This is a genomic window from Marinobacter flavimaris (assembly GCF_002933295.1).
GTDB classification, from domain to species: Bacteria; Pseudomonadota; Gammaproteobacteria; order Pseudomonadales; family Oleiphilaceae; genus Marinobacter; species Marinobacter flavimaris.
Genome location: NZ_PSSW01000004.1, coordinates 184925 through 206980, shown reverse-complemented (window position 1 = coordinate 206980; position 22056 = coordinate 184925). Strand labels below are relative to the sequence as shown.

The window sequence follows — 22056 nt, the reverse complement described above, 5'->3', positions numbered from 1 at the left end:
ACGTTGAGCTGTCGTTACGCAAAAGAGAAATGCGTAGTGAAGGTGACTCCATGATGGGCACCAATATCACTTAGGTCATTGCTGATGATCGAGGCACTCACAGTTATTTCAGCGTTCTTGGGGATTGCCTCCATGATAGGCGGCTTACTGGGAATACTGTTTACAGTGACAGTAGCGTTTTCGAGGATACGCGTGGTAGAGGCCAAGATTGCCGCGCCCGGCGCCTACCTGGATATGACAAAAATTCTGTGGGGCGATGGCCCCTGGGGAAGGTGGATTCGTGCCATGAACGTCTGGGCCTTTTTCACCTACAGGAATCTCCCTGTGATCGGTAGCAAAGTTGCGTTGCGAATGGGTACAGAGGATAAGGCGACTCCCAGGAATTTAAAGCTGTGGGCGCTTATCCCTGTCAGCTTTACTTTTGTCTGCGCAATGATCTTTGCGTTGTCGGCAATTTTTTTGGTGATTGTTGAGTGAAAAGTCGCCCGCTGTGAACAGCCCCTTTTTTCTCTTACAAAACCGAGCTATGGGGCGAGCAACCGTGAGTGATGAATGGCGAATCTTTGCAGCACATGTGGTGGCTGGAGGCATTCTGCTGAACCTGTTGTTCATCTTTGTGATCGTGACCACGGGGTTTCGTTATGCCAAAAAAATAGAACAACGAGTCGCGACGCATTCTGGCAGTCTTTCCAGTATCAGCCAGATCTGGTCAGAGGCGCTTGTCGGTCGTCTCGTCAGGTGCAGCCATGTCTTTGCGTTCCTTGTTTTCCGTAATTGTTCGTCTCGTTTCTGGCACAGGCGAGCATCGACGTTGGGCGACCCAGATGTTCCGCTGCCAAAGCTCTGGCAAGCGTGGTGTCTCGTTCCTGTTCTGTCAATGTATGGAACGCTCGCCGTTGTTCTGGTGGCAGGTGTATTAATGCAGTCTGAATGAAGCGCTCCCGCCGATGGCAAACTGCTGGGCTTGCCGGCATCTGCCGCAGCGCAAGTGTCTGAGATTTTGAAGTTCTTGAGAACGTGCCAATAAATTAAAAACCAAAAAAGCAAGGAAGCTTAAATATGATCACAAAGACAATTCTCAACTTTACCGGCCTCTACGCCGCTCTCCAGCTCTGCATTATTACGATCGGTGAGGTATTCAACATCGATATGAATTCCGGCGTGCAAATCGGGGCGATGATCGGTGCCGCCTATGGCGCAATGGCCGCATCGGTTTCGGCGTTTGGTAGGGCGCCGACGCTCCGGGAGAACTGGATGATGTCCGTCTCTGTGAACATCAGTGCGCTGGTTGTCTCTTTCATTTCCCTCATCGCTCTGCTGTTCGTTTCAGCCGATGCCCCTGTGATTGATGACCTCATGATAGTTATCTCAGAGCTTCCAATGGGCCTTGTGATGATCGGTTTTGCGGTTGCCGTTCTATTGCAGACCCTCGTGTGCTTGCTGATCTTTGGCAAGGTGGCGCGCCGGTATCTCACGAAGCTCAATCCGGCCTAACTTTTCGATACAGCAAGGTTGTCATATGACAACCTTGCTGTATATGATTTGCCCAAGGAATGGCACGAGTGCCCCGCAAGAGACATGCGAACAAAGATATAGAAGCGGCGCTGGCCTGTGCAGAACTGACTCGCTAACGGAGTTGAAGACCATGAATCGTGAATACGACTTCACGCTTAAATATTCAGTTCCACAAGACTTTGCACATGACCAGCTCGAGAGCTCATTGTTTCAAGCGGGATGCGACGACGCCATCATCGGCCTCGGCCAAAAAGGCCGGCTCGCTCTGAACTTTACACGCGAGGCCGAGTCAGCAGAACAAGCCATGCTGAGCGCGCTGCAGGATGTGCAACGGGCGGTTCCTGAGGCCCGCCTGGTGGAGGCCGGGCCGGATTTTGTGGGTATTTCCGACATGGCGAGCCTGCTGATGTTTTCCCGCCAGAACATGCGAAAGCTCATTCAAACCCATCTGGCCAGTTTTCCAATGCCGGTCCATGAGGGCGCGTCAGCAATCTGGCATCTGTGTGATGTCCTTGCCTGGTTCTCCGAAACACAGAAGCGAGCGATTCCGGCTGATCTAATGGACGTGGCCCGAGTAAGCATGGGCGTGAATATGGTGCGAGAAGCAGGGCGGATCGATCATCGATTGCAGGCGCAGTTAAGACAACAAAGCGCTATCGATTAATGGTATCCAACAACGCCAACATCTCCCGCTGCGGCCAGATCGCGCCTTTGACTCCCTTAACCGTGCAGGGCCTTTCCGCCAGCCACGCGCCGGTTCTGTAGGGTGCAAGATCGCTGATTGAGAGCCGGTTATACCAGATCTGATGCTCAAGATCCTGCCCCATCCGGTTCATGGTCGCCTGCACGGAACGGTCGCACTCCAAGTCGCAAACCAGTTCTGCGAGGGCGCTTTCGGCAGCGTCCATCTGTGCCTGATTCGCGCCGGACTTGAGCAGCGTGTTCATCAATGCATCCTGAAACCACCAGTCCAGCTCCGCGAAGTCCGGTTTTGTCAGGCAGGTTGCCAGCAACGGAAAGCGGGTGCTGTCGTGAACAAAAAACACGCAGTTGCGGCGCTGGATTGTGAGCAGGTTGGCGTGCCAGCCGCTAAGCGGGCTCTCAGGCTCGTCATTAGCGGCATGTGGGATCGGCAGTTTGCGTTTGAGACGAGCGGACGAATCCAGCGGCAGCTTCGTATCAAGTTTCTTTGTGCAGTGGATGCGGATCATGGTTTTCTGGCTATATATTCTATCGAAGTCTTGTTTAGGCCGACTTTGATTTGCGGTGAAATTATAAGTGCATGAAATTACAGTCAGTTATGTATCCTTGTGTGCCGCAATGCGATTACTGATCAAATAAACTTGCCGGTTTATCTGCGCTTCCACAAGAAGAGAATATGGGATACGGTTGGGTCGTTCTACCGTGACCGTCAGCAACAAGATGTACCGTGGTTACTACCGAGAAAAAGGGAATTTCACACCTGTGTCCAGTTTGCCTCCCAATGAAGTCGAGATCGTCGAGGTGTTGCGCCGCTCGGAACACGGCATGACTCTGCCGTTCATCTGCAGGGGCGACGATGGAGAGATTTATTTCGTCAAAGGCAGCGGGGCGGGCAGACAGAGTCAGATTAACGAATGGATCTCTGGCAACCTCGCTCTGGCCATGGGAATTCCCGTAGCTCCGTTCAGACTTGTCGATGTTCCCGACGAGTTAACCGATGTATTATCAGCGGAAGATGCGCTTGCGTTGGGTCGCGGCCCGGCTTTTGGATCCGTGGAGCAGAGGATAACGGAGTTGGCTTTCTCCCAGATTCATGATGTCCCATCGGAAATGCGTGGCTCTCTCCTCGTTTTCGATTGGTGGATATCGAACGTTGATCGTCAATTGACGAAAAACGGCGGAAACGCCAATCTGTTCTGGGATGCGGAAACTCAGCGCCTCGTGGTCATTGACCACAACCAGGCGTTCGACCCTGATTTCGATGCCGACCAATTTTTTCGGTATCACGCCTTCAAGGACAGCGTGCCAGATGTGTTCGATGACTTGATTGAGCGCCAGCACTATACTGAAAGGCTGGAACAGGCTTTGAGGGAGTGGGACGGCATTATCCAGGCCATTCCCGAGGAGTGGTTTTACATAGACTCTGAGATGACGATGAAACTGGACTTTGATCCGGATTCATTCCTGACACACTTGCAGCGTTTTCGTAGCGACAACTTTTGGAACCGGAAATGACCAGGACAGCGTGCCAATACGCCATCGTGCGGTTTATGCCTTATATCGAGACGGGCGAGTTCGCCAACGTCGGTATTTTGCTGTGGGCACCGAAAACCCGCTACCTGGGCTTTAAACTGCTTCGGAAAAAGCATGCCCGTATCACCCAGTTCTTTGAGGAGCTGGACCGGGGACTGTACCTCAAAACCATGGCGAATCTGGATGCTGAGCTGCGCAGAGTACAGGGCATGCTCAAAGACCAGGTCGGCGAGTTTGGTGACAACGACCGGGATTATGGATTTCACAAAGGTCTGTTTCAGGAACTGATCCGACCCCGTGAAACCATCGTTCGTTTCAGCGAGCAGCGGGCAGTGCTGGCGGAGAATCCAGAGCAAACACTGGCTGAGCTCTACGAATATTACGTTGGCCGGAACTTCGTCACCAGGGAATATCAGGAGACCATTCTCGAGAAGGGCATCAAGCAACTCCTGGAACAGCGGGATCTGGCAAAGCGTTTTACCAAGCGTCGGATCGAAGATCAGCTATACGGAGTCACCTTCCCCTTCGTTGAGCAAAAGGACAACGAGGCCATTCGGGTAATCAAGCCCCTGTTCCTGGGGCAGACCGATTCCACGGCCATTATCGAACATGGTGGCAAGTGGAAGCTGAAAGTGGATCAGCTCCGCAAGCGGCATCTGCTGAAAGGCCCCGTGTTATTTCCGGTTAAAGGCCCGGAGCCTGGACAGGTTAATGACCTTCGTGTAGAGGCTTTCGAGGAAACCCTTGCCAACCTGGAGGGCGACGGTATCGAGATAACTCTGCACACTGAAAAAGACAGGATTCTCGAGTTTGCCGGAATGCACGCCCATTAGCGATCTCGGGCTCGTCGGCGGGTATGATTGCGCCTGCCGATTGCCCTCCCGAGGAGCTTGTAATTAATCCTTACAGGTTGCACCCCGAGCGGGTTGCAATTATCGGTACTGCAGGCGATCAGTATGCAGACAGGCTAGGTTACTTCCTCCACTTGCTCTCCCTCCTCCGGAACTTGCAGTTCGCCGGCGGGCATTCAGGAAAAAGCCTCCGCAAGCGGAGGCTTTCAAAGCTGGGTTTGGCTCAGTGCGCCAACACCCGCGAAAGAAACGCCTGGGTGCGCTCGTTCTGAGGGTTGTCGAACACATCGTCCGGTTTACCCTGTTCCACAATCTGGCCCTCGTGGATGTAGATCACGCGGTCGGCCACTTCCCGGGCGAAGCCCATCTCGTGGGTGACGACCATCATGGTCATGCCTTCCTTGGCCAGTTCCCGCATAACGTCCAGCACTTCACCGATCATTTCCGGGTCCAGGGCTGAGGTTGGCTCGTCGAACAGCATCAGGCGCGGTTCCATGGCCAGGGCCCGGGCGATCGCGACCCGCTGTTGCTGGCCGCCGGACAGTTGGCTGGGGTACTTGTCGGCCTGGTTGCCGATGCCTACCCGGTTTAGCAAACGCTCTGCGGTGGCGTTGGCAACGGTTTCCGGAGCATCCTTGACCTTCTTGGGCGCCAGCATGATGTTTCTCTTCACGGTGAGGTGAGGGAACAGGTTGAACTGCTGGAATACCATCCCGACTTCCTTGCGGATTTCAGCCAGAGCTTTCGGGTTGCCGCTCTTGGGCGCGAGCTGCTGGCCGTCCACTTCCAGTGTTCCGGATTCATATTCTTCAAGGCCGTTCACACAGCGAATCAGGGTGGATTTGCCGGAGCCGCTGGCGCCGATAATAACCACCACTTCGCCCTGTTCAACGGTAAGGTCAATATCTTTAAGGACATGCAGTTTCCCGAAGTACTTGTTCATGCCCTTCATTTTTACAATCTGAGTCATGGGTAACGTTCCTTCAGACAGAAGCCAGTCCGCGCCGCTCAACGAAGCGGAGAATGATGGACAGGGACAGGGTGATGGCCAGGTAGAGGATCGCCACCACAAAGTACACCTCAAATGCGGTAAAGGTGTTGGCGATGTAAATCTGACCCTGACGGACCAGTTCACCAACGCCAATCACCGAGAATAGAGATGTGTCCTTGATGCTGACAATGGCCTGGTTACCCAGCGGCGGAATCATCCGGCGGAAGGCCTGGGGCCAGACGACAGACCAGAATGTCTGGTTACGGGACAGCCCCAGGGAAAGCCCGGCTTCGGTCTGGCCCTTGTCGATGGACTGTACGCCACCGCGAACCACCTCGGAAATGTAGGCGCCGGAGTTCAGGGCGATGGCCGCAATACCGGCCGTCAGGGGATCAATGGGGCCACCGATAAGGTCGGGCAGGCCGTAGAAAATGAACAGGACCTGGACCAGGATCGGAGTGCCACGAAAGATTTCGATGTAGGCGGTTGCCGGCCACCGCAGGAACCACTTCTTGTTGATGCTCAGCAGGCCAAAGACAATGCCCAGAGCAAAACCGATAAGAAGACCGCCGAAGGAAATCAGCAGGGTGTAGGGGATCCCTTTTATCAGAAAAGGGATGGAGTCGATGGCTGCCTGCCAGTCGAACTGAAACTGGAATTCCACAGTGAAAGTCTCCGCAGAGTTTTGGAGTCACGAATTGCCGGGGCAATGGTGCCCCGGCACAGGGAATCAGACCACTGGGGTCCGGGAGCCCTTACATGCCCTCGGGCATTGGGCCAAACCACTTCTCGTAGATGGTTTTGTAGGTACCATCTTCCTTCATTGCGGCGAGGGCGTCGTTAACGTCATCAACCCACTCACTGCCATTTTTCAGGGCGATGCCGTATTGCTGGCCTTCATACAGCGGGCCAACGGTTTTTACCTTGCCTTCACCCTTGGTGCGGGCAAAGTAGCCCACGTTCGGGGCATCGTAGAAAACAGCATCGATGGAGCGTGACATCAGCGCCATGTACATATCGGAGCTGCCCGGGTAGGGGGTTACGCCGTCATCGGCTTCCAGGTTCTTGACCAGGTAATCGTAACTGGTGCTGCCGATCTTGGTGCCGATTTTCTTGCCTTCGAGGTCGTCGAATTCGCTGACATCGCCGTTACTCTCGCGAACCAGAATACGGAGACCCGAATCGTAGTACGGGTCTGAGAAATCGACGATCTCTTCACGCTCTTCGGTAATGGTGATGCCGGCAATGGCAATGTCTACATTACCGGTTTGCAGGGCCGGTATGATGCCGTTGAAATCCATGGTATTGAGGTCAATCTCGAAACCGGCACGGTCGGCCACCTCGCGGATGATTTCCATGTCGAAACCGATCATCTCACCGGTCTCCTGGTCCATCATTTCAAACGGAACGAAACTGGGGTCAGTGACGACGCGCAGGGTTTCTGCGCTGACGGTTCCTGCGGCAACGGTCAGTGCCAGACTGGCGCTTACGGTCTTCAGCCACTTCGTGCTCATACATTCTCCTTTTCTTTCTTATGAGGCTCCATTTGCCCGGTAAGGCAAGCCGGACCAATCACTGCTGTTGACTGCGATCTCCGGGGAGCGTTGATGGAACTGCATCACATACACTTTAGACTATTACGCAGATGTGCACAGGAAATCAAATGCTTGGCGGGGAGGTTGGCGGCTCAGGACGGGTGTTGGATTACGGTCCTTCGGACCTAATCCAACCTACGAAGGCTGGTAAGAACCGTAGGTCGGATTAGGCCCGAAGGGCCGTAATCCGACACAAAGCCAACCCAGAATCATTGCCGGTTGCCAGGAGTACTGTAGGTCGGATTAGGCCCAACGGGCCGTAATCCGACACCAGCAAACTACATCAGAAAGCAATCTTCTCCCGCTCACTGATGCCCAGGTTCTTCCAGATGCTGATACTGGGTTCCACCTGGTTCAGGGTATAGAAATGCAATCCCGGCGCGCCGGCCTTCAACAGCTTCTCGCACATCTCGGTGACCACTTCCTCACCGAACTTGCGGATGGAATCGCTGTCGTCGCCGTAGGCTTCGAGCTGTTTGCGAATCCAGCGAGGAATTTCCGCGCCGCACATGTCCGAGAAACGAACCAGGTTGGAGAAATTGACGATGGGCATGATGCCCGGGACCACCGGAATGGTAACGCCCATTTTCTCCAGCCGGTCGATGAAGTAGAAGTAGCTGTCCGCGTTGAAGAAGTACTGGGTGATGGCGCTGTTGGCACCGGCCTGAACCTTGCGGGCAAAGTTCTTCAGATCTTCTTCGGCGTTGCGGGCCTGAGGATGAAACTCAGGGTACGCGGCTACTTCCAGGTTAAACGTATCGCCGCTGTGCTCACGGATAAACTCCACCAGCTCGTTGGCGTAGCGCAGCTCACCGGCGGCACCCATACCGGAGGGCATGTCGCCCCGTAGGGCGACAATCCGGTTGATTCCGTGCTCCCGGTACAGATCCAGAAGCTCCCCGATTTCCTGGCGGGTGCCCCCGACGCAGGAAAGATGAGGTGCCGTGGAAATGCCCTGGCTATGCAGGTTGAGCACGGTCTCGATGGTGCGGTCCCGGGTGGAACCACCGGCGCCGAAGGTGACGGAGAAAAAGTCCGGATTCACCTCGGCCAGCTGGTTGCGCACGTTCTGCAGCTTTTCCTTGCCCTGGTCGGTCTTGGGCGGGAAAAACTCAAAGCTGAAACGACGCTTGAACTGTTTCTGGGATTGCATCTGTTTACCCGATCAGTACTTGTAGCTTTCTGGCTTGTACGGGCCTTCGACCGGTACACCGATGTATTTCGCCTGCTCCGGAGTCATCTTGGTGATCACGCCACCAAAGCCTTCCACCATGGCCCGGGCCACTTCCTCGTCCAGGTGCTTGGGCAGAACCTGAACGTATACGCCTTTCTCGCGGGCATCTTCCGGCAGATCGGCGAACTTGCGCTCGAACAGGTACATCTGGGCCAGAACCTGGTTGGCAAAGGAGCCATCCATGATCCGTGACGGGTGACCGGTGGCGTTGCCCAGATTCACCAGGCGGCCTTCGGACAGCAGGATCAGGTGGTCGTTGGTGGCCTTGTCGCGGTACACCACGTGCACCTGCGGCTTCACCTCGTCCCATTCCCAGTTCTTGCGCATGTAGGCGGTATCGATCTCGTTGTCGAAGTGACCGATGTTGCACACCACAGCACCGCTTTTCAGGGCTTTGAGCATGTGCGCGTCGCACACGTTCATGTTGCCGGTGGTGGTGACCAGCAGATCGGTGTTCTGCAGCAGGTCGCGGTTCACGGCAGACTCGGTACCGGTGTTCACGCCGTCAATGTACGGAGACACAACTTCGAATCCGTCCATGCAGGCTTGCATGGCACAGATGGGGTCGGCCTCGGTCACTTTTACAATCATGCCTTCCTGGCGCAGGGAAGCAGCAGAGCCCTTGCCTACATCACCATAGCCAATCACCAGGGCTTTCTTGCCTGCCATCAGGTGGTCGGTAGCGCGCTTGATGGCGTCATTCAGGCTGTGGCGACAACCGTATTTGTTGTCGTTCTTGGCCTTGGTGACCGCGTCGTTCACGTTGATGGCCGGCACCTTCAGAGTGCCCTCGCGCAGCATTTCCTGCAGACGATGCACACCGGTGGTGGTTTCTTCGGTCACGCCGTGGCAGTTAGCCAGGATTTCCGGGTACTTCTCATGGAGCAGGGCGGTCAGATCGCCGCCGTCGTCCAGAATCATGTTCGGTTCCCAGCCGTCTACATCGGCTCCGACCGTACGCTCCAGGCACCAGTCGTACTCTTCGTCGGTTTCGCCCTTCCAGGCAAACACGGGAATGCCCTGCGCGGCGATGGCGGCAGCGGCCTGGTCCTGGGTGGAGAAGATGTTGCACGAAGACCAGCGCACGTTCGCACCCAGTTCAATCAGCGTCTCGATCAACACGGCGGTCTGGATGGTCATGTGGATACAGCCCATCACATTGGCGCCTTTCAGCGGCTGCTCGGCTTTGTATTTCTCGCGGAGCTTCATCAGGGCCGGCATTTCGCCTTCAGCGATGTTGATTTCCTTGCGGCCCCAGCCGGCCAGGGAAATATCGCGAACTTTGTAGTCGTCAAAGCTGTTCAGCTTTTCTGCGGGAGTGCTCATGGTGTTCTCCTGTCAGTTCAATCAGTTTGGCTTGGGCGTATGCCTGATGACATACGCCCGAAATCGGTTTAGATACCAGCCGCATCTTTCAGGGCCGCGGCGCGATCGGTCTTCTCCCACGGGAAGGCGGTAAAGGTTTTGCCGCCAACCGTCATTTCATAGGGGTCGCGACCGAAGTGGCCGTAGGCGGCTGTTGCCCGATACATCGGATGCAGCAGATCGAGCATGTTGGTAATTGCGTAGGGCCGCAGGTCGAAGTTGTCGCGCACCAGTTCAATGATCTTGTCGTCGCTGATCTTGCCGGTGCCGAAAGTGTTCAGGGAGATCGACGTCGGCTGCGCCACACCGATGGCGTAGGACACCTGGATCTCACACTTGTCAGCCAGTCCGGCGGCGACGATGTTCTTGGCAACGTAGCGGCCGGCGTAGGCGGCGGAGCGGTCAACCTTGGACGGATCCTTTCCGGAGAAAGCACCGCCACCGTGGCGTGCCATGCCGCCGTACGTGTCTACGATGATCTTGCGGCCCGTCAGACCACAGTCGCCAACGGGGCCACCGATCACGAACTTGCCGGTCGGGTTGATGTGGAACTGGGTGTCCTTGTGCAGCAGTTCAGCTGGCAGCGCGTGCTTGACGATCAGCTCCATCACCGCTTCTTTCAGGTCTTCCTGGGTCACGTCTTCATCGTGCTGGGTGGACAGAACCACTGCGTCGATACCAGCAACCCGGCCGTTTTCGTAGCGGCAGGTAACCTGGCTCTTGGCGTCCGGGCGCAGCCACGGCAGCAGGCCGCTCTTGCGGGCTTCGGCCTGGCGCTGAACCAGACGATGAGAGAAGGTGATTGGCGCCGGCATCAGTACATCGGTTTCGTTGCTGGCATAGCCGAACATCAGGCCCTGGTCGCCGGCGCCCTGGTCTTCCGGCTTCTGGCGGTCGACGCCCTGGGCAATATCGACGGACTGCTTGCCGATAATGTTGATGATGCCGCAGGTGTCGCCGTCGTAGCCCACTTTCGAGGAGGTGTAGCCGATGTCCTTGATGACACCGCGCACCAGGTCTTCCAGATCCACCCAGGCGCTGGTGGTGATCTCACCGCCAACGATGGCCACACCGGTTTTTACCATGGTCTCGCAGGCAACGCGGGCATGGGGATCGTCGGTCAGGATGGCATCCAGCACGGCATCAGAGATCTGGTCTGCCAGTTTGTCCGGATGGCCTTCAGAGACCGATTCGGAAGTGAAGATGTTGTAGTCAGCCATAGCGCATGCTCCTCTGTGAGCGATTCAAATTCAGGCCGGTAAGCGGTTTTCTTAAAGCGCTTTCCGGTATCCGGTTTGTTGGTCTGTGTGAGGATACGTAAAACTACGTATCCGTATATCAAAATTTGTTGATATTGCGATCCAGGTCGTCAAATCTGACCGCTGTGTTTCCAGAATTCCCGAACCTGGATCTGGAACCCGTTCCGCAAGCCGATAAACAGCTGTTCTCCGGCAACCAGGCCGGCGTCCGCGGCCCAGGTGGTGAGCTCTTCCGGCTCAAACCCGAGCCAGAGATCACCGCAGTTTGCTTTTGCCCAGTCCTGGTCGTGACTGCACAGGTCGCTGATTACGAAGCAGCCGCCGTTGTTCATCAACGCCGCGGCATCAAGGAAGATGTCAGCGGGGCTGGGCACGTGATGCAGAACCATATTCGCAACGACCAGGTCGAAGGCGTCGCCCCTGGCCAGCAGGGTGTCGGTAACACCTTCTATCAGGTCGATGTTGTTCAGCCGTTCGTCAATGCAGGTGCGGGTGGCCTTGGCCAGCATGTCCCGGCTGTTATCCAGGGCAACCACATGCCCACAAAGCTCTGCCAGAACCGGTAGGAAGGCACCCTCGCCGGGGCCGATTTCCAGTGCGGCCTGCCATTGATGTTTGCGGGACCGTTTGCGGATCATTTCCGCGACCGGCTCTGCGTAAAGATCAAAAGCGGCGATCAGTTCCTGCTGCTCGCGGAACTGCTCTGCATGCCGGGCGAAGAAAGCCTGGGACTGGTCTGCGCGCTGAGTGCGAATGGCCTCAATGCGCTCCTGCAGATGTGGTGGCAGTGGCACCCGGTCTACCGCTTCAAATATCTGTCGGATGGTCTGGTCGGTTGGCTTGTCGCTGTCCAGGTGCAGCGGGCGGCGATAGAAAATCGCATTGCCTTCACGCTGGGGCTCAAGCAGACCAGCCTTGTTCATTACCTTCAGGTGGTGGCTCATACCGGACTGGCGCATATCAAACAACTGGCTGAGCTCCAGAACTCCGAACGTATCCCGTCTCAACACACGCAGAATCTCCAGCCGCAACGGATCCCCGCCCGCTTTGAAGATCGGGGCCAGTGCGTCCACGGAGGACAGGTTATCGGCGTATGTGTTCATGGATGTCATGGAAACGAAGTGTAGGGGGCTTCGGGTGGTCAATCAATAGGCATATCAAAAAATTTTGATATAGATTTATCGTTCTTTGAAATCAGACCTTTCGGAAATCCACAGGCAAACAATCGTGAAACAGGCACATGCCGATTTGCCCCGGCACACACTAATCGGCGAAAATACGCGCCTCATTTTGATCGCCCTTTAATCACTACGAATTCTTTTCCTGCAAAACACTGGAGAAACGTCAATGCCGTCTCGTAAAGATCTCGCCAACGCCATTCGCGCGCTGAGCATGGATGCGGTTCAGAAAGCCAAGTCCGGCCACCCGGGTGCGCCCATGGGTATGGCGGATATCGCCGAGGTTCTGTGGAACGATTACCTGAGCCACAACCCGGCCAACCCTCAGTGGGCCAACCGGGACCGCTTCGTGCTGTCCAACGGTCACGGCTCCATGCTGCAGTACTCCCTGCTGCACCTGAGCGGTTACGACGTTTCCATCGAAGACATCAAGAACTTCCGTCAGTTGCACTCCAAGACGCCGGGCCACCCCGAGTACGGCTACACCCCGGGTATCGAAACCACCACCGGCCCCCTGGGCCAGGGTATTGCCAACGCCGTTGGTTTCGCCATTGCCGAGAAGTCCCTGGCAGCGCAGTTCAACCGTCCGGGCCACGAGATCGTTGACCACTACACCTACGCGTTCCTCGGCGACGGCTGCCTGATGGAAGGCATCTCTCACGAAGTTGCCTCCCTGGCAGGCACCCTCGGCCTCGGCAAGCTTGTGTTCTTCTATGACGACAACGGCATCTCCATCGATGGCGAAGTGGATGGCTGGTTTACTGATAACACCCCGCAGCGTTTCGAGTCTTACGGCTGGCAGGTGATTCCCGCAGTCGACGGCCATGATGCTGACGCCATTCGCGCCGCGATCGAAGCCGCCCGTGCCAACACCGAACAGCCCACGCTGATCTGCTGCAAGACCATCATCGGCTTTGGTTCCCCGAACAAACAGGGCAAGGAAAGCTGTCACGGTGCCCCCCTGGGTGACGACGAAATCACCCTGACCCGCGAGCAGTTGGGCTGGCAGTACGGTCCGTTCGAAATTCCGGCCGACATCGCCAGTGCCTGGAACGCCCGTGAAAAAGGTGCCGCTGCCCAGTCCGAGTGGGAACAGAAGTTTGCCGCCTACGAAAAAGCGGAGCCGGAACTGGCGGCTGAGTTCAAGCGCCGCATGGCTGGCGACCTGCCCGCCGACTTTGCCGAGAAGGCCCAGGCTTACATCCAGGAATGCCAGGACAAGGCCGAGACTGTGGCTTCCCGCAAGGCGTCCCAGAACACTCTGAACGCTTACGGCCCGCTGCTGCCGGAACTGATGGGCGGCTCTGCCGACCTGGCCGGTTCCAACCTGACTATCTGGTCCGACACCAAGGGTCTGACCAAGGAAGATGCCAGCGGTAACTACATCTATTACGGTGTCCGTGAATTCGGCATGGCTGCGATCATGAACGGCATCGCCCTGCACGGCGGTTTCGTGCCCTACGGCGCGACCTTCCTGATCTTCATGGAATATTGCCGCAACGCCGTGCGCATGGCTGCGCTGATGAAGCAGCGTTCCATCTTCGTGTTCACCCACGACTCCATCGGCCTGGGTGAAGATGGCCCGACTCACCAGCCTATCGAGCAGATGGCCAGTCTGCGCACCACGCCCAACATGAGCATGTGGCGTCCGGCGGATACTGTTGAATCCGCAGTGGCCTGGAAAGCAGCTCTTGAGCGCACCGATGGCCCGACCGCCATGGTCTTCTCCCGTCAGGGGCTGCCGGCACAGCCGCGCGATGCCCAACAGCTGGCGGACGTAGCCAAGGGCGCCTATATCCTGTCAGACAGCGAAGGCACGCCGGACCTGATCCTGATTGCCACCGGCTCCGAAGTCGGCCTGGCGCAGGATGCGGCTGCCCAGCTTCGTGATCAGGGCAAGAACGTGCGCGTGGTTTCCATGCCGTCCACGGACGTGTTCGATGCCCAGAGCGCCGAGTACAAGCAGCAGGTCCTGCCGCTGGATGTCACCAACCGCATCGCCATTGAAGCCGGCATTGCCGATTACTGGTACAAGTACGTTGGCCTGGACGGTCGCATCATCGGCATGACCACCTTCGGTGAGTCCGCCCCGGCCGGTGAGCTGTTCAAGGAATTCGGCTTTACCGTCGACAATGTCCTGGAAGTGGCTGCTGAGCTTCTGGACGCCTGATGACGGACTCTGCGCCTTTTCGTGTCGCCATCAACGGGTACGGCCGAATCGGCCAGTGCGTGTTGCGTGCGCTTTATGAAAACGGCTTCCGCGATCACCTTCAGGTGGTCGCGATCAACGAGTTGTCGGATATCGACACCATTGCCCACCTGACCCGATACGATTCCACCCACGGGCGTTTCCAGGGTGACATTTCGGTATCGGGTCAGGACCTGATGGTCAATGGCGATGCCATCCGCGTGTTGAGTCACGCTGACCCGGCAGAGCTGCCCTGGCGCCTGCTTGATGTCGATCTGGTACTGGAATGTTCCGGCGCCTTCTCGGATCGTGCTACGGCCGAGAAGCACATCGATTCCGGGGCCAGACGCCTGCTCTTCTCGCAGCCGGCCGAGTCCGATGTGGACCGCACCGTTGTCTACGGGGTCAACCACGCTGATCTCACACCGGAAGACGTGATCGTTGCAGCCGCCTCCTGCACCACCAACTGCCTGGTGCCTGTGATCAAGGTGCTGGACGACGCCTTTGGCGTGCAGCAGGGCAGTACCACCACGATTCACGCGGCCATGAATGACCAGCCGGTTATCGATGCCTACCACCACCAGGATTTGCGACGAACCCGCAGCGCCCTGCACAACATCGTTCCGGTGGAAACCGGTCTTGCGAAAGGTATTGAGCGGTTGCTGCCGAGCATGGAAGGCAAGTTCAGTTCGGTCGCCATGCGGGTGCCGACCATGAATGTCTCCGCCATCGACATGGTGGTGAACGTGGGCAAAGCCACCAACGTGGCAGCGGTGAACAACCTGTTAGAAGAGGCCGCCAACGGCCCGTTAAAGAGCATACTCGGCTATACCGACGAACTGCTGGCCAGCTCCGACTTCAACCACGATGCCCACTCCGGCGTGGTGGATGGCGGCCAGACCCGGGTCACCGGGGGCACCATGGTGAAAGTGCTGTGTTGGTTCGATAATGAGTGGGGGTTCGCGAACCGGATGCTCGATGTCAGCAAAAGCTGGTTAACCAAACATTCTTAATCTGAAATTTTGTTGAAGGGACGAACGTTATGGCCATCAAGAGAATGACCGACCTTAACCTCGCCGGTAAGCGAGTGCTGATCCGCGAAGATTTGAACGTGCCGGTCAAGGACGGCAAAGTCTCCAGTGACGCCCGCATTCGCGCGTCACTGCCCACCATCAAGGCGGCTAAAGACGCGGGCGCCAAAGTCATGCTGATGTCCCATCTGGGCCGCCCGGAGGAAGGCGTTTACGACGAAGCCTCCTCCATGAAGCCGGTCGCCGACCACCTGACCAAGGTGCTGGGCCAGGAAGTTCGCCTGATCAAGGACTATCTGGACGGCGTTGAAGTCGCCGATGGCGAAGTTGTCCTGTTCGAGAACGTTCGCTTCAACAAGGGCGAAAAGAAAGACAACGAAGACCTCGCGAAGAAGTACGCGGCCCTGTGCGATGTCTACGTCATGGACGCCTTCGGCACGGCGCACCGCGCCCAGGCCTCCACCCACGGCGTGGCGAGATTCGCCCCAGAGGCCTGCGCCGGCCCGCTGCTGGCGGCCGAGCTTGAAGCCCTTGGCAAAGCCCTGGACAACCCGGCCAAACCGGTGGTTGCCATCGTTGGCGGCTCCAAGGTTTCTACCAAACTGGACGTGCTCAACGCCCTTGAGAAAGTGTGTGACTCCATCATCGTGGGCGGCGGCATCGCCAACACCTTCCTGGCCGCGGCCGGTCACCCGGTCGGCAAATCGCTATGCGAACACGACCTGATCGACACCGCCAAAGACATCGCCAGTCGCGTTGAAATCCCGCTGCCGGTCGACGTGGTTGTTGCCAGCGAGTTCGCCGAAACCGCCACCGCAACCGTCAAGAACATCTCCGACGTCACCGACGACGACATGATTCTCGATGTGGGCCCAGAGACCGCGGGCGAATTCGCTGAACTGCTGAAAAACGCCAAAACCATCCTCTGGAACGGCCCGGTTGGCGTTTTCGAATTCGACCAGTTCGGCAACGGCACCAAAGCGCTTGCTAATGCCATCGCCGAAAGTGACGCCTTCTCCCTCGCCGGCGGTGGTGATACCGTCGCCGCCGTTGACAAGTACGGCGTTGCTGACAAAATCTCGTACATCTCCACCGGTGGTGGCGCGTTCCTGGAATTCGTAGAAGGAAAGACGCTCCCGGCAGTAGCGGTGCTGGAAGAACGCGGCGCGTAACGAGTTACTGAAAGAATCCAACTATCCCCAAAGTCCAAATGAAGGAGACGACCCATGGCCCTGATTTCGATGCGGCAAATGCTGGATCACGCCGCCGAGCATGGTTACGGTGTGCCAGCCTTTAACGTCAACAACCTGGAACAGATGCGCGCCATCATGGAAGCCGCCGACAAAACCGATTCGCCGGTGATTGTCCAGGCCTCCGCCGGTGCCCGTAAGTACGCCGGTGCGCCATTTCTGCGCCATCTGATCCTGGCGGCCATCGAGGAATTCCCGCACATCCCGGTGGTCATGCACCAGGACCACGGCACCAGCCCCTCCGTGTGCCAGCGCTCCATCCAGCTGGGCTTCAGCTCCGTGATGATGGACGGCTCCCTCGGTGAAGACGGTAAAACCCCCACCGACTACGAATACAACGTTGATGTTACCCGTCGCACCGTTGAAATGGCCCACGCCTGCGGTGTCTCCGTAGAAGGCGAGCTGGGTTGCCTGGGTTCTCTCGAAACCGGCCAGGCCGGTGAAGAAGACGGCATCGGTGCCGAAGGTACCCTGGATCACAGCCAGATGCTGACCGACCCGGAAGAAGCGGCGGACTTCGTCAAGAAAACCCACGTTGATGCCCTGGCCATTGCCATCGGCACCAGCCACGGCGCCTACAAGTTCACCCGTCCGCCCACAGGCGACATCCTGGCCATCGACCAGATCAAAGCCATCCACGCTCGCATCCCGGACACCCACCTGGTTATGCACGGCTCCAGCTCCGTACCCCAGGAGTGGCTGAAGATCATCAACGAATACGGTGGCGAGATTCCGGAAACCTATGGTGTGCCGGTCGAAGAAATTGTAGAGGGCATCAAGCACGGCGTGCGCAAGGTCAACATCGACACCGACCTGCGCCTGGCCAGCACCGGCGCGGTCCGTCGCTTCCTGGCTGAAAACCCGGCCGAGTTCGACCCGCGCAAATTCCTCAAGGAAACGATGAAGGCCATGACCGAAGTGTGCATCGCACGCTACGAAGCCTTCGGTTGTGCCGGCAACGCCAGCAAAATCAAGCCGGTGAACCTTGAGCGCATGTTCGAGCGTTACGCCTCCGGTGAGCTGGATCCGAAAGTTAAGTAAGTTATGTTATTCATTTGGGGCGGATCTCCGCCCCAAATGCCTGACCCACCTCAAGTACGAACGACCTTCCCCTTGTAATTTCCCCAATCTCATCAAATATAGTGGTTAGTAAGCGGGCGTACGCCCAGCAGAATAACCAGTGGTGAGGATCCTGATGGACTTCAAAGACTATTACGCCGTGCTCGGTGTGAGTGAGTCTGCCTCCGCCGAGGAGATAAAAAAAGCCTACCGAAAGCTGGCACGGAAATACCATCCGGATGTCAGTAAGGAAGAGGACGCCGACACCAAATTCAAGGAAGTGGGTGAAGCCTACGAAGTACTGAAAGATCCCGAGAAGCGCGCGGAGTACGACCAGCTGCGTAAATACGGCGCCAGGGCGGATGGTTCTTTCGAGCCACCTCCGGGCTGGCAAAGTGGGTCCGGCTTCGGTGGCGGTGGTTATACCGAGGCCGATGCGCGCCAGTTCAGTGACTTCTTCGAGGAGATCTTCGGTGGTGGACGCCGGGGCGGTTTTTCCGGTGGCTTTGGTGGTGGCGGTTTCCGCCAGAATATGAAAATGCGCGGTGAGGACGTGCACGCCAGGATTGCGCTGTTCCTGGAAGAAGCGTTTCACGGCTGTGAAAAACAGGTGTCTTTCGCGGTCCACGAGGCCGATGAACATGGCCGGGTGATTCCCCGGCAAAAGACCCTGAAAGTGAAGATCCCCGCCGGCATGCGCGAAGGCCAGCACATCCGCCTCAAAGGCCAGGGTTCGCCGGGTGTGGGCGGTGCTGAGCCGGGCGATCTGTTCATTGAAGTCGAGTTTGCGCCGCATCCACATTTTTCCGTGGAGGGCCGGGATGTCATGGTTACTGTGCCGATAGCGCCGTGGGAAGCGGCTCTGGGGGCAACGGTGACCGTGCCAACCGTAGGCTCAAAGGTAAATGTGAAAGTGCCGAAGGGCTCCACCAGTGGCCGGAAGCTGCGGCTCAAGGGCAAGGGGTTCCCGGGCAAGCATCCGGGTGATCAGATTGTCATTCTGCAGATCACCATGCCCGAGAAACACAGCGCCGAGGCCGAGAAGCTCTACGAGCAACTGGCCGAGGCAGAGAAAAACTTCAATCCACGCAGCAAGCTTCACGTGTAAGCGGGAGTAAGGTATGAGCAAGCAGGATCATATTTTGACGGTAGAGGTGGTCGACCAGGATGGCAGCACCTTCACCCTGCGTGAAATATGCGAGCGTGGCGAGTGCCATGCCGAGTTTGTCATAAAACTGGTGGACTACGGGATCATTGCCCCGCTGGAAGATTACCCGGAGGCACGGCAATGGGAGTTCGATGTCGCTGCCCTGAGCCGATTGCGCAAAGCGCAGAGATTACAGAGGGACCTGAAAATGAATCTGCCCGGCCTGGCCATGTCTCTGGAACTGCTCGATGAGGTGGAGGAAATGCGTCGGGAAGTGGCCCGTCTCAATCACCGCATCCGGCAATTGATGGGGGAGTAAACGCTCCCCCCGCTTATTTCTTTTCGTCCAGCGCCTGGATCTCGGCGTAGATCTTTTCTGCCTCCTCCATGAGGGTTCCATGGGTTCTCAGATCGCCGTTGCGCTGGGCATCCAGTGCTTTGGCGAGCTTCGCCTCGTATTCCTTCTGCAGTTTTTTCCTCGGATCGCCTTTCAAAAATCCCAGCATAGTAATGAACCTGTTTTGGCTGACTGTTCAAAGATTTACGTTTCCCGCTCCATAAAGTTCACAAAATTTTCATGATCAAAAACTGGACAGGCGCAAAAAATGGGATTAAATTCCCAAATACAAGATTGGGAAAAATATCCCAATTTAAGATCGGGTGTTTAAACGCGGTCGCCCGGGGACGCAACAACAAGCCTGGAGAAGAACGATGAATCGCAAACCTTTAGCAATTGCAGTGAAACTGGCCATGACCGGCGCTCTTGCTGGCGCGCTCGCCGCTTGCGGAGGCGGTGGCTCTGGAGACGCCTCAACAAGTGATGCTTCATCGGGGACCAGTGTCGGGGCGGTATCCGGTTTCGGCAGTGTTTACGTGAACGGTACCCGATTTGAGACCAACGGCAGCGTTAGCAGCGACGATGGCCTGGAACGCGAGGATCAGCTCGAAAAGGGCATGATCCTCAAAGTTGAGGGCGATTGGGATGACAGTGGTCAGGGGCGGGCGGACAAAGTCAGTTATGACGATACCCTGCGCGGGCCGATTTCCGGCATGAGTTGGGATGAGGTTACCCGCACCGGCACTCTGACCATGCTTGGCCAGAGCATTGCCCTGGATGGCAAAACCGTCTTCCGCGGCGCAACACCAGCGGCTCTTGCCGACAATCCCCAGGGCTATCGTGTAAGGGTCAGCGCCTGGCGCCTTGAGGATGGCAGCTTCCGGGCAAGCTTTGTGGGTGCCCGGGCCATTGGCCTGGAATTCGATGACAACAACGAAGTAGAAATTGAAGGCGTTGTTGCCGATCTGGACACAAGCGCCCAGACCTTCACCATCAACGGTTTCCTGGTTGATTACACCAGCGCTGTCGGCGATGACGGCTTCTCCCTGGATGATCTGGCAAACGGAATCGTGGTGGAAGTGGAAGGCTACCTGGACGGCAACACCATCATGGCCGAGGAGATCGATGATGAGGACGACCTCTTCGACGATGATGACGATGTCGAAATCTCCGGAAGCATTTATGACTATGACGCCGCCAGTGGCCAGTTCTCGGTGAATGGGGTGCGCGTCCAGATTGATGGTGGCACCGAGTTCGACGATCTTCGCGAAAGCAACCTTGCCGATGGCCTGTTTGTGAAAGTGGAAGGGGATTTCCGCAATGGCGTCCTGGTGGCTGAAGAGATCGAAGGCCGGGATTCCGATGCCGAGCTGGATGGTCGCATCGAGTCTCTTGATCTGACCAATGAAACCATGGTCGTCAGTGGCGTCCGGGTCCAGCTGACCGGCAATACCCTGATTGATGACGACGACGATGACGGAGATGACCGTCGCAGTCGCGTTCAGGATATCCAGAGCCTGCAGGTGGGAGACTATCTCGAAATTGAAGGTCGCCAGCAGAGCAGTGACGGCGGATTCCTCGAGGCCATCAGCATTGAACGCGAGGATGACGACGACGATGATGACTTTGAGCTCGAGGCACGGGTGAGTGCCATCGGAACCGATTCCATCACCATCATGAATCTTGAGGTGCTTCGCAATGGCTACAGCCTGTCCGGCGCACAGGTTGGTGATGAAGTGGAAATCGGGTACCGCCAGACCAGTGGTGGCCTGTATGAGCTGACCGAGAACGTCGAGGTCGACGACAGCAATGACGACAGTGACAGCGATGATTGATCAGTAAACCGCCGGAGCGGGCCGGGGTGTTGTCGGCCCGCATTCTGGCTTTCGAAGTCGCTATGGGAATACAATCCCAAACATGAAAAAACCCAACCCCCTGCATCAAGCGCTGTTTCGCATTCTGCGCCCTCTGGCGAGGTTGCTGTTGCGCAATGGTATTCCTTTCGGTGAGTTCTCCGAGCTGGTTAAACGTGCCTACGTGGAAGCCGCCCTGGAGGACTTCACCGACGACCGGCGAAAGCCCACGGACTCACGGGCTGCAGTCATGACCGGGCTGACCCGAAAGGAAGTCAAACGCCAGCGGGAGATCCTGGCAGGGGAGGATGCTGGGAGCCGCGACGTGCTTCATACCAACCGGGCGTCTCGGGTGGTATCGGGCTGGGTCCACGATGCGGAGTTTCAGGCCAAGGACGGAGAGCCTGCAATGCTGGCTTTCGACGGGCCTGCAAGCTTCAGCGAGCTGGTCAAACGCTACAGCGGCGACATGCCGCCCCGTTCCGTGCTGGATGAACTGCTTCGGGTGGGGGTGGTTTCCGTGGAGGGGGAATCGGGCCGCCTGGTCCTGCAGCAAAGGGCCTTTGTCCCGGCCGGAGACAGCGAGGAAATGCTGCAGATTTTCGGTGAGGACGTATCGGACCTCATCGCAACCATTGATCACAATCTGGTCAGTGACGAGTCCGGGCAGCCACCGCTGTTCCAGCGAACCCTGACCTACAACAATATCCCTCCGGAAGTGATGGAGCGCTGGCGCAGGCACGCAGCCGAACGGTCCCAGTCTCTTCTGGAAGAACTGGACAAGTGGCTTGGTCCCCATGATCGGGATATATCCGGTCAAGAGACTGAAAGTGTATCCGGTGAGCCCGTCCGAACCGGCGTGAGCATCTTCTTCTTCGAAGAGCCCGCAGGAAACGGCGGCCGGGGTGGGGAAGAAAAAAGTTTCCGCAGGCGCTTTAAAGAAGCGATATGACAGATGCCGGCCAGGA

23 protein-coding genes are annotated in these 22056 nt (G+C 57.1%); 14 read left to right on the top strand and 9 right to left on the bottom strand.

Going from position 1 to position 22056, the window contains the following annotated elements:
- The first annotated feature begins 84 nt into the window (after positions 1-84).
- The 4 genes from MDHKLMBL_RS09465 (at position 85) to MDHKLMBL_RS09455 (ending at position 2179) form a co-directional block, all read left to right on the top strand.
- The gene (locus MDHKLMBL_RS09465; RefSeq protein WP_053112936.1) at positions 85-477 is read left to right on the top strand and encodes a hypothetical protein; all 393 of its coding nucleotides are present in this window, start codon (positions 85-87) and stop codon (positions 475-477) included.
- A 64-nt stretch (positions 478-541) separates the two neighbouring features.
- On the top strand, positions 542-934 hold the full coding sequence (locus tag MDHKLMBL_RS20805) for a hypothetical protein (RefSeq protein WP_139216037.1): 393 nt from the start codon (positions 542-544) through the stop codon (positions 932-934).
- A 125-nt stretch (positions 935-1059) separates the two neighbouring features.
- Positions 1060-1494 carry an ABZJ_00895 family protein gene (locus MDHKLMBL_RS09460; RefSeq protein ID WP_053112935.1) on the top strand — a complete coding sequence of 145 codons (435 nt, stop codon included), beginning with the start codon at positions 1060-1062 and terminating at the stop codon, positions 1492-1494.
- 151 nt (positions 1495-1645) lie between these two features.
- Positions 1646-2179 (top strand): DNA-binding protein, encoded by a 534-nt coding sequence (locus MDHKLMBL_RS09455; RefSeq protein WP_092031998.1) that lies wholly within the window; start codon positions 1646-1648, stop codon positions 2177-2179.
- Here MDHKLMBL_RS09455 and MDHKLMBL_RS09450 read toward each other — a convergent pair.
- Positions 2169-2726, bottom strand: coding sequence for a DUF6933 domain-containing protein (locus tag MDHKLMBL_RS09450; protein ID WP_053112933.1), 558 nt, complete (start codon positions 2724-2726; stop codon positions 2169-2171). The two genes, MDHKLMBL_RS09455 and MDHKLMBL_RS09450, sit on opposite strands and share 11 nt — an antisense overlap.
- A 193-nt stretch (positions 2727-2919) precedes the next feature.
- Between MDHKLMBL_RS09450 and MDHKLMBL_RS09445 the strand changes: the two genes are divergently transcribed.
- Both MDHKLMBL_RS09445 and MDHKLMBL_RS09440 read left to right on the top strand, forming a co-directional pair.
- Positions 2920-3732 (top strand): HipA family kinase, encoded by an 813-nt coding sequence (locus MDHKLMBL_RS09445; protein WP_227507821.1) that lies wholly within the window; start codon positions 2920-2922, stop codon positions 3730-3732.
- Positions 3729-4583, top strand: coding sequence for a DUF3037 domain-containing protein (locus MDHKLMBL_RS09440; protein ID WP_075267582.1), 855 nt, complete (start codon positions 3729-3731; stop codon positions 4581-4583). The genes MDHKLMBL_RS09445 and MDHKLMBL_RS09440 overlap by 4 nt, the downstream gene beginning before the upstream one ends.
- 241 nt (positions 4584-4824) lie before the next feature.
- On the opposite strand, the gene MDHKLMBL_RS09435 is transcribed toward MDHKLMBL_RS09440, so the two are convergent.
- The 7 genes from MDHKLMBL_RS09435 to MDHKLMBL_RS09405 form a co-directional block, all read right to left on the bottom strand.
- Entirely contained in the window at positions 4825-5571 is a 747-nt protein-coding gene (locus MDHKLMBL_RS09435; protein ID WP_053112931.1) for an amino acid ABC transporter ATP-binding protein, read from the bottom strand.
- A gap of 13 nt (positions 5572-5584) precedes the next feature.
- On the bottom strand, positions 5585-6256 hold the full coding sequence (locus MDHKLMBL_RS09430) for an amino acid ABC transporter permease (RefSeq protein ID WP_053112930.1): 672 nt from the start codon (positions 6254-6256) through the stop codon (positions 5585-5587).
- A gap of 91 nt (positions 6257-6347) precedes the next feature.
- The gene (locus tag MDHKLMBL_RS09425; protein ID WP_053112929.1) at positions 6348-7106 is read right to left on the bottom strand and encodes a transporter substrate-binding domain-containing protein; all 759 of its coding nucleotides are present in this window, start codon (positions 7104-7106) and stop codon (positions 6348-6350) included.
- A gap of 364 nt (positions 7107-7470) precedes the next feature.
- Positions 7471-8340: a methylenetetrahydrofolate reductase [NAD(P)H] gene (gene metF / locus MDHKLMBL_RS09420; protein WP_053112927.1), complete on the bottom strand. Its 870-nt coding sequence runs from the start codon at positions 8338-8340 to the stop codon at positions 7471-7473.
- 12 nt (positions 8341-8352) lie between these two features.
- Positions 8353-9747 carry an adenosylhomocysteinase gene (gene ahcY, locus MDHKLMBL_RS09415; protein WP_008175303.1) on the bottom strand — a complete coding sequence of 465 codons (1395 nt, stop codon included), beginning with the start codon at positions 9745-9747 and terminating at the stop codon, positions 8353-8355.
- Between the two features lie 68 nt (positions 9748-9815).
- Positions 9816-11006 (bottom strand): methionine adenosyltransferase, encoded by a 1191-nt coding sequence (gene metK / locus MDHKLMBL_RS09410; protein WP_053112926.1) that lies wholly within the window; start codon positions 11004-11006, stop codon positions 9816-9818.
- 149 nt (positions 11007-11155) lie between these two features.
- The gene (locus tag MDHKLMBL_RS09405; RefSeq protein ID WP_039882088.1) at positions 11156-12157 is read right to left on the bottom strand and encodes an ArsR/SmtB family transcription factor; all 1002 of its coding nucleotides are present in this window, start codon (positions 12155-12157) and stop codon (positions 11156-11158) included.
- 235 nt (positions 12158-12392) lie between these two features.
- On the opposite strand from MDHKLMBL_RS09405, the gene tkt reads away from it, so the two are divergent.
- The 6 genes from tkt to MDHKLMBL_RS09375 all read left to right on the top strand — a co-directional run bounded on the left by tkt (position 12393) and on the right by MDHKLMBL_RS09375 (position 19217).
- Positions 12393-14393, top strand: a complete 2001-nt coding sequence (gene tkt, locus MDHKLMBL_RS09400) for a transketolase (RefSeq protein WP_053112925.1) — start codon at positions 12393-12395, stop codon at positions 14391-14393.
- Positions 14393-15424, top strand: coding sequence for a type I glyceraldehyde-3-phosphate dehydrogenase (gene gap / locus MDHKLMBL_RS09395; RefSeq protein ID WP_008175297.1), 1032 nt, complete (start codon positions 14393-14395; stop codon positions 15422-15424). Before tkt ends, gap begins: the two co-directional genes overlap by 1 nt.
- 29 nt (positions 15425-15453) lie before the next feature.
- Complete coding sequence (locus MDHKLMBL_RS09390) at positions 15454-16614, top strand: phosphoglycerate kinase (protein WP_008175289.1); 1161 nt, start codon at positions 15454-15456, stop codon at positions 16612-16614.
- Between the two features lie 54 nt (positions 16615-16668).
- Positions 16669-17733 carry a class II fructose-bisphosphate aldolase gene (gene fba / locus MDHKLMBL_RS09385; RefSeq protein ID WP_048496096.1) on the top strand — a complete coding sequence of 355 codons (1065 nt, stop codon included), beginning with the start codon at positions 16669-16671 and terminating at the stop codon, positions 17731-17733.
- A 154-nt stretch (positions 17734-17887) separates the two neighbouring features.
- Positions 17888-18859 carry a DnaJ C-terminal domain-containing protein gene (locus MDHKLMBL_RS09380; protein WP_104270695.1) on the top strand — a complete coding sequence of 324 codons (972 nt, stop codon included), beginning with the start codon at positions 17888-17890 and terminating at the stop codon, positions 18857-18859.
- Positions 18860-18872: 13 nt separating this feature from the next.
- Positions 18873-19217, top strand: coding sequence for a chaperone modulator CbpM (locus MDHKLMBL_RS09375; protein ID WP_053112922.1), 345 nt, complete (start codon positions 18873-18875; stop codon positions 19215-19217).
- A gap of 13 nt (positions 19218-19230) precedes the next feature.
- Here MDHKLMBL_RS09375 and MDHKLMBL_RS09370 read toward each other — a convergent pair whose 3' ends face one another.
- A complete protein-coding gene (locus MDHKLMBL_RS09370) occupies positions 19231-19404 on the bottom strand; it encodes a DUF6435 family protein (RefSeq protein ID WP_104270694.1) in 174 nt (57 codons plus the stop codon).
- Positions 19405-19609: 205 nt separating this feature from the next.
- On the opposite strand from MDHKLMBL_RS09370, the gene MDHKLMBL_RS09365 reads away from it, so the two are divergent.
- Both MDHKLMBL_RS09365 and MDHKLMBL_RS09360 read left to right on the top strand, forming a co-directional pair.
- Positions 19610-21070, top strand: a complete 1461-nt coding sequence (locus MDHKLMBL_RS09365) for a DUF5666 domain-containing protein (protein WP_104270693.1) — start codon at positions 19610-19612, stop codon at positions 21068-21070.
- Positions 21071-21152: 82 nt separating this feature from the next.
- Positions 21153-22040 carry a DUF6502 family protein gene (locus MDHKLMBL_RS09360; RefSeq protein ID WP_104270692.1) on the top strand — a complete coding sequence of 296 codons (888 nt, stop codon included), beginning with the start codon at positions 21153-21155 and terminating at the stop codon, positions 22038-22040.
- The last annotated feature ends 16 nt before the right edge of the window (positions 22041-22056 follow it).